The 4,608-nt window shown below is 55.7% G+C and carries 4 protein-coding genes; 3 read left to right on the top strand and 1 reads right to left on the bottom strand.

Annotation, left to right across the window (positions count from 1 at the left end; genetic code table 11):
* Window positions 1-41 precede the first annotated feature (41 nt).
* Window positions 42-1,160, bottom strand: coding sequence for a tyrosine-type recombinase/integrase (locus ACESTR_RS15510; RefSeq protein ID WP_149920491.1), 1,119 nt, complete (start codon window positions 1,158-1,160; stop codon window positions 42-44).
* A 312-nt stretch (window positions 1,161-1,472) separates the two neighbouring features.
* On the opposite strand from ACESTR_RS15510, the gene ACESTR_RS15505 reads away from it, so the two are divergent.
* From ACESTR_RS15505 to ACESTR_RS15495, 3 genes are all read left to right on the top strand, one after another.
* On the top strand, window positions 1,473-2,930 hold the full coding sequence (locus ACESTR_RS15505; protein WP_007558960.1) for a DUF3945 domain-containing protein: 1,458 nt from the start codon (window positions 1,473-1,475) through the stop codon (window positions 2,928-2,930).
* Between the two features lie 3 nt (window positions 2,931-2,933).
* A complete protein-coding gene (locus ACESTR_RS15500; RefSeq protein WP_004319199.1) occupies window positions 2,934-3,149 on the top strand; it encodes a hypothetical protein in 216 nt (71 codons plus the stop codon).
* Between the two features lie 15 nt (window positions 3,150-3,164).
* The coding region (locus ACESTR_RS15495) for a DNA topoisomerase (RefSeq protein ID WP_373179409.1) at window positions 3,165-4,608 on the top strand (1,444 nt) is incomplete at its 3' end.

Raw genomic sequence — 4,608 nt, 5'->3', positions numbered from 1 at the left:
GTTATACTATCAGCCGATTTGGCTGTTATTTTCTTTAAGTATCAGACCTCGTCTTCCTCCATCAACAGATCGTCCAACGGGCTTTTGATATTGCTTTTGAAAGTGTCGGCTATGTGGACATACCTTTCCGTTGTCTTGATGTTGTTATGTCCCATAAGCTCTTTCACAATCTTGATGTCGGTTCCTTGCTCCAGCAAGTGGGTGGCGAACGAATGGCGCAGCAGGTGCGGATAAATCCGTTTCGTGATTCCCGCTTCCCGGGCCGCTGCCTTCAGCCGTTTCGACACGATACTCTCGGTGAAAGGTTCGCCCGGTCTGTGTTCAAAAAGCCACACTTTCGGTTTGTATAGTCTGTTATATTCCGTCAGCTTTTTCATCAACGGTTTTGATAGCAGGGTGTAGCGGTCTTTTTTTCCTTTACCCTGCCGCACCCGTATCAGGGAGCGGGATTCGTTGATGTCGCCGGGTTTCAGTTCCAGCAGTTCGCTGATGCGCAATCCTGCGGAATAGAGTATGGAGAACATGCAGAAGAAGCGCAGGTCTGTCACCGTCGCGTCGAGTATCTTCTTTATTTCCTCCTTGCTCAACACGTCGGGCAGCGTCTTCTCCCGTTTGGCACGGTTCACCTTGTAACACCGCCGTTCCTGACCGAGAACTTTCTCGTAATAGAACTTGATGGCGTTGATACGCTGGTTTTGCTGGCAGGAGGATATGTTTTTCTCGTGGATGAGATACAGCAGGTAGTCGTTTATCTCGCCGGGGGTAACCGTTTCAATCTTACGCCCCTCGAAATGCTGTTGGAAATCGCGGAAATAGGAGGTATATACCCTTACGGTATGGTCACTGTAACGCACTTGCTGAAGTTTTTCCAGATAGCCTTCCGGCAGTGGCGGCCGTTTGTCTTCCTCTTTACGGGGGGCGGTTTCCTTGATGGCAGAATAGTCTATAAACGCCATTTTCACATAGCGGTCGAAGAACTCGGCAAGCACGAAATCTTCTGCCGGCAGATAAGCCCTGCCGCCGACAAGCAGTACGTTTTCTTCCTTCGACAGCGACAAGCGGATGTCATTGTCATTACCGAAAGTCACTTCGACAAATTCTCTCCCGTTTCTTATCACCGGAGAAAGTTTGATCTTGTTTTTTGGGGTATATATTTCCATGCCTCACGTTTTGTCGGATATTGAAACCCGTTTTCGCAAATTTATAAAAAAACACGGGTTATCCATGCGCTTTATTGACATTTAACAATAGATCCCGACTACCTGACAATAAGGTGAGGAGCCACGAAAATACCCTCTGCCAAATCCGTCCTTCCCGGCACTCCGTTTCTCCGATTTCCTCTGCCCTGCGCCACAAGCGGCCACTTCTGTGCCCGATGCTTCCATAGCCTTTCCAACTCTTTTACGTTCAGCCGGTTCCCCTTACTTTCGTTCCCGCATCGCTATTGGTGCTAACTAAAAACACTCGTAATTATGGACGAAAACGTAAAGAACGACGCTAAACAAGTCATGCTCGTTCAGAATGCCGACGACGGACGACTGCAAGCCGTTACCGGCGTGGATCGGGACGGCAATATCCAGACCGCCGACCCCACGGATCAGAATGTGGCGAGCCTGCTGAACGTGAACACGCAGGATTCAGCCCTCGAAGCCTTCTTCAAAAAGTTCATGGAACAGGCCCAGAACCCCGTCCACACGGGTATCTTCGTCATGACGGAGAATGCCCTGAACAAACTTATCCGCATCGACTTCGACCCGGAGATTCTGGAAAATTACCGTATCGACCCCTCCGAACGGCTTCAGACGCAGGAGCAGCGGCAGTTCGAGCCGCTGGACGTCACGAAGATAGACCTGGCGGATATGGAGAAGAAAGGTATCCGCATGGAGGACATCGAGCCGCACCTGAAAGCCATGTCTTACGGACATAAATCCAACGGGCTGGTGGAGATGAACCCCGAACTGGAGAACGGGATGCGTGTTTCCACCAAAGGGCGCGTGTCGCTCGAAGAGCAGGCGGACGGCTCGCTGCGCGTCGTGCCGCATTACTGGCAGGAACGGCCCGACCTCGACGCCCCCTTCCACGGGGTGCTGCTCGACGAGGAGGCGAAAACGAACCTGATGAACACCCGCCACGCCGGGAAAGTGATCGACCTGGAGCTGGAGCCGGGCAAGCTCACGCCCTGCTACGTGTCGATAGACAAATGGACGAACACGCTGGAACCCATGCCCGTTTCGTTACTCGAAAAACGTGCCCGCATCAAGGAGGCCGACCTCTCGGAAGGCAAGCAGATGGATTTCTACGGCGGCGGCAAGGTGTTGCTCGAAGGATATACCACCCGCGCGGGTTATAAGCGGGATGCCTATATCCAAATCGACGCGGCCGAACGTAACTATTCCTTTACCTACGACGGTTTGGATCGCAACCGCTACGCCCAGGAGAACAAGGAGATTTACCGTCAGAAGGCCGCCGAGAAAAACGGACGGCAGGAAACTACGGCCTCCGAACGACAGCCCACGCTCACGATTCACCGGACAATCCTCAAAGCCTCCGTGCCCAAAGAGGCTTATGACCAGTGGACGGAAGCGGTGAATGATCCCTCCAAGCGGGCGGATGTCAAGGCTTTCTACATCAAGGGCATGGTCAAGGACGGGCAGGGTGAGCCGTTCAACGCCTGGGTCAAGCCCAACTTCGAGCGTAACAAGATGGACTTCTTCCGCTGGAATCCCGACCGTGCGAAACGGCAGGGAGCGGAGGTCAAACCCGCCGTTGAAAGCCGTACCCAGGTCGCCGTCAATTCCGAGGGCAAGACCGTCGAAGCGGTCAAAGGTGTGAAAGAGCCGCTCAAGCAGGGACAGCAGGAAGCCACCCCGACGCAGAAGAAAAATTACCGCAGCAGCAAAAAGAGCAACTCCAAAGGTGTCAAGGTATAACGTATGAAATGGTTCTACATGCAGGCCGGAGCCATGCCGCTCCTGATCGCGGCGCTGGCCGCCTTGTACCTCCGGCCGGGTAAACGCAGCCCCCCGGAGGAGGCGGACGACGGACGGCAGTATTACGACGGGAACGGCAACCATGTCTATTACGACCGCCGGCTGATCGCCCGTCCGGAAAAAGAGAAAGAAGAAGAACTACAAGAAAACAACCACTGAAAAATCCGAATCATCATGCAAGTAATTATCGCAGAAAAGCCCTCGGTGGCGCGTGAGATCGCCGCCATCGTGGGAGCCACGAACCGTAAAGACGGTTTTATCGAGGGAAACGGCTACGCCGTAACCTGGGCCTTCGGCCACCTGGTCGGGCTGGCAATGCCCCAACAGTACGGCATCGCGGGTTTCCGCCGGGAAAACCTGCCTATCCTGCCATCATCGTTCATCCTCCTGCCCCGGCAGGTTCGGGAGGGTAAAGAGTATAAGGCCGACCCGGGTGTCGTGAAGCAGCTCGGTATTCTCCGGGAATTGTTCGGCATGGCCGAGCGCATCATCGTCGCGACCGACGCGGGGCGTGAAGGGGAGCTGATCTTCCGCTACATCTACTCTTACCTGGAATGCCGCACCCCTTTCGTGCGGTTATGGATCAGCAGCCTGACCGACCGGGCCATCCGCGAGGGGTTACAACACCTCCGCCCCGGCAACGAATACGACAACCTTTACCTCTCGGCCAAAGCCCGCAGCGAAGCCGACTGGATCGTCGGTATCAACGCCTCGCAAGCGCTTGCCGTGGCTGCCGGGCGGGGCGTCTGGTCGCTCGGACGGGTGCAGACCCCCACGCTGGCGATCATCTGCTCCCGTTACCTGGAGAACAAGGCGTTCAAGCCCGCCACCTATTTCCGGCTGAAGCTCTCCACGGCAAAGGAGGGCACGGAGTTCACCGTCCTCTCCACGGAGAAATTCGACGGCAGGGAGAAGGCGGAAGCAGCCCGCGCCGAGGTTATCGGCGTCCGAACGGTACGCGTCGTGAACGTGGAGCGCAAGGAGGCCAGGGAACAGCCGCCTCTCTTGTACGACCTGACGACACTCCAAAAAGAGGCCAACAGCCGGTATGGTTTTTCGGCAGAAAAAACGCTCGACATCGCCCAGTCGCTTTACGAGAAGAAGTTCATCACTTATCCCCGTACCGGCTCACGCTATATATCGGAAGATGTGGCCGAGGAGATTCCGGCACTCATCGGGAACATGACACGCTATCCCCGTTTCGCGGAATACGCGGGCAGGATGGATACCGCATCTCTCTCCCGCCGAAGCGTGGACAACGAAAAGATCGCCGACCACCACGCGCTGCTTCCCACCGAGAACCTCCCCTCCGAACTGGATGCCGACCACCGCATCGTCTATGAGATGGTCGCGGGGCGGATGCTCGAAACCTTTTCCGGGGCCTGCGTGAAAGAAAACACTTTCCTTACCCTGCAAAGCGCGGGACATGATTTCACGGCCCGCGGCAGTATCATGGTCGAGACGGGCTGGCGGGCCGTCCTGAATGAACCTGTCGAAGAGAAAGAGGAGGACATGACCCTCCTTCCCGACATCGTGCAAGGCGACGAGCTGCCCGTCAAAGGATGCGGCACGGAACAGAAACAGACCCGGCCGCGCCCCCTTCACACGGAATCGAGTC

Source organism: Alistipes sp. DJF_B185 (genome assembly GCF_964250025.1).
Taxonomy (GTDB): domain Bacteria; phylum Bacteroidota; class Bacteroidia; order Bacteroidales; family Rikenellaceae; genus Alistipes; species Alistipes finegoldii.
Note: the sequence above shows the minus strand (reverse complement) of the source record. Positions and strands in the feature narration are given on the sequence as shown.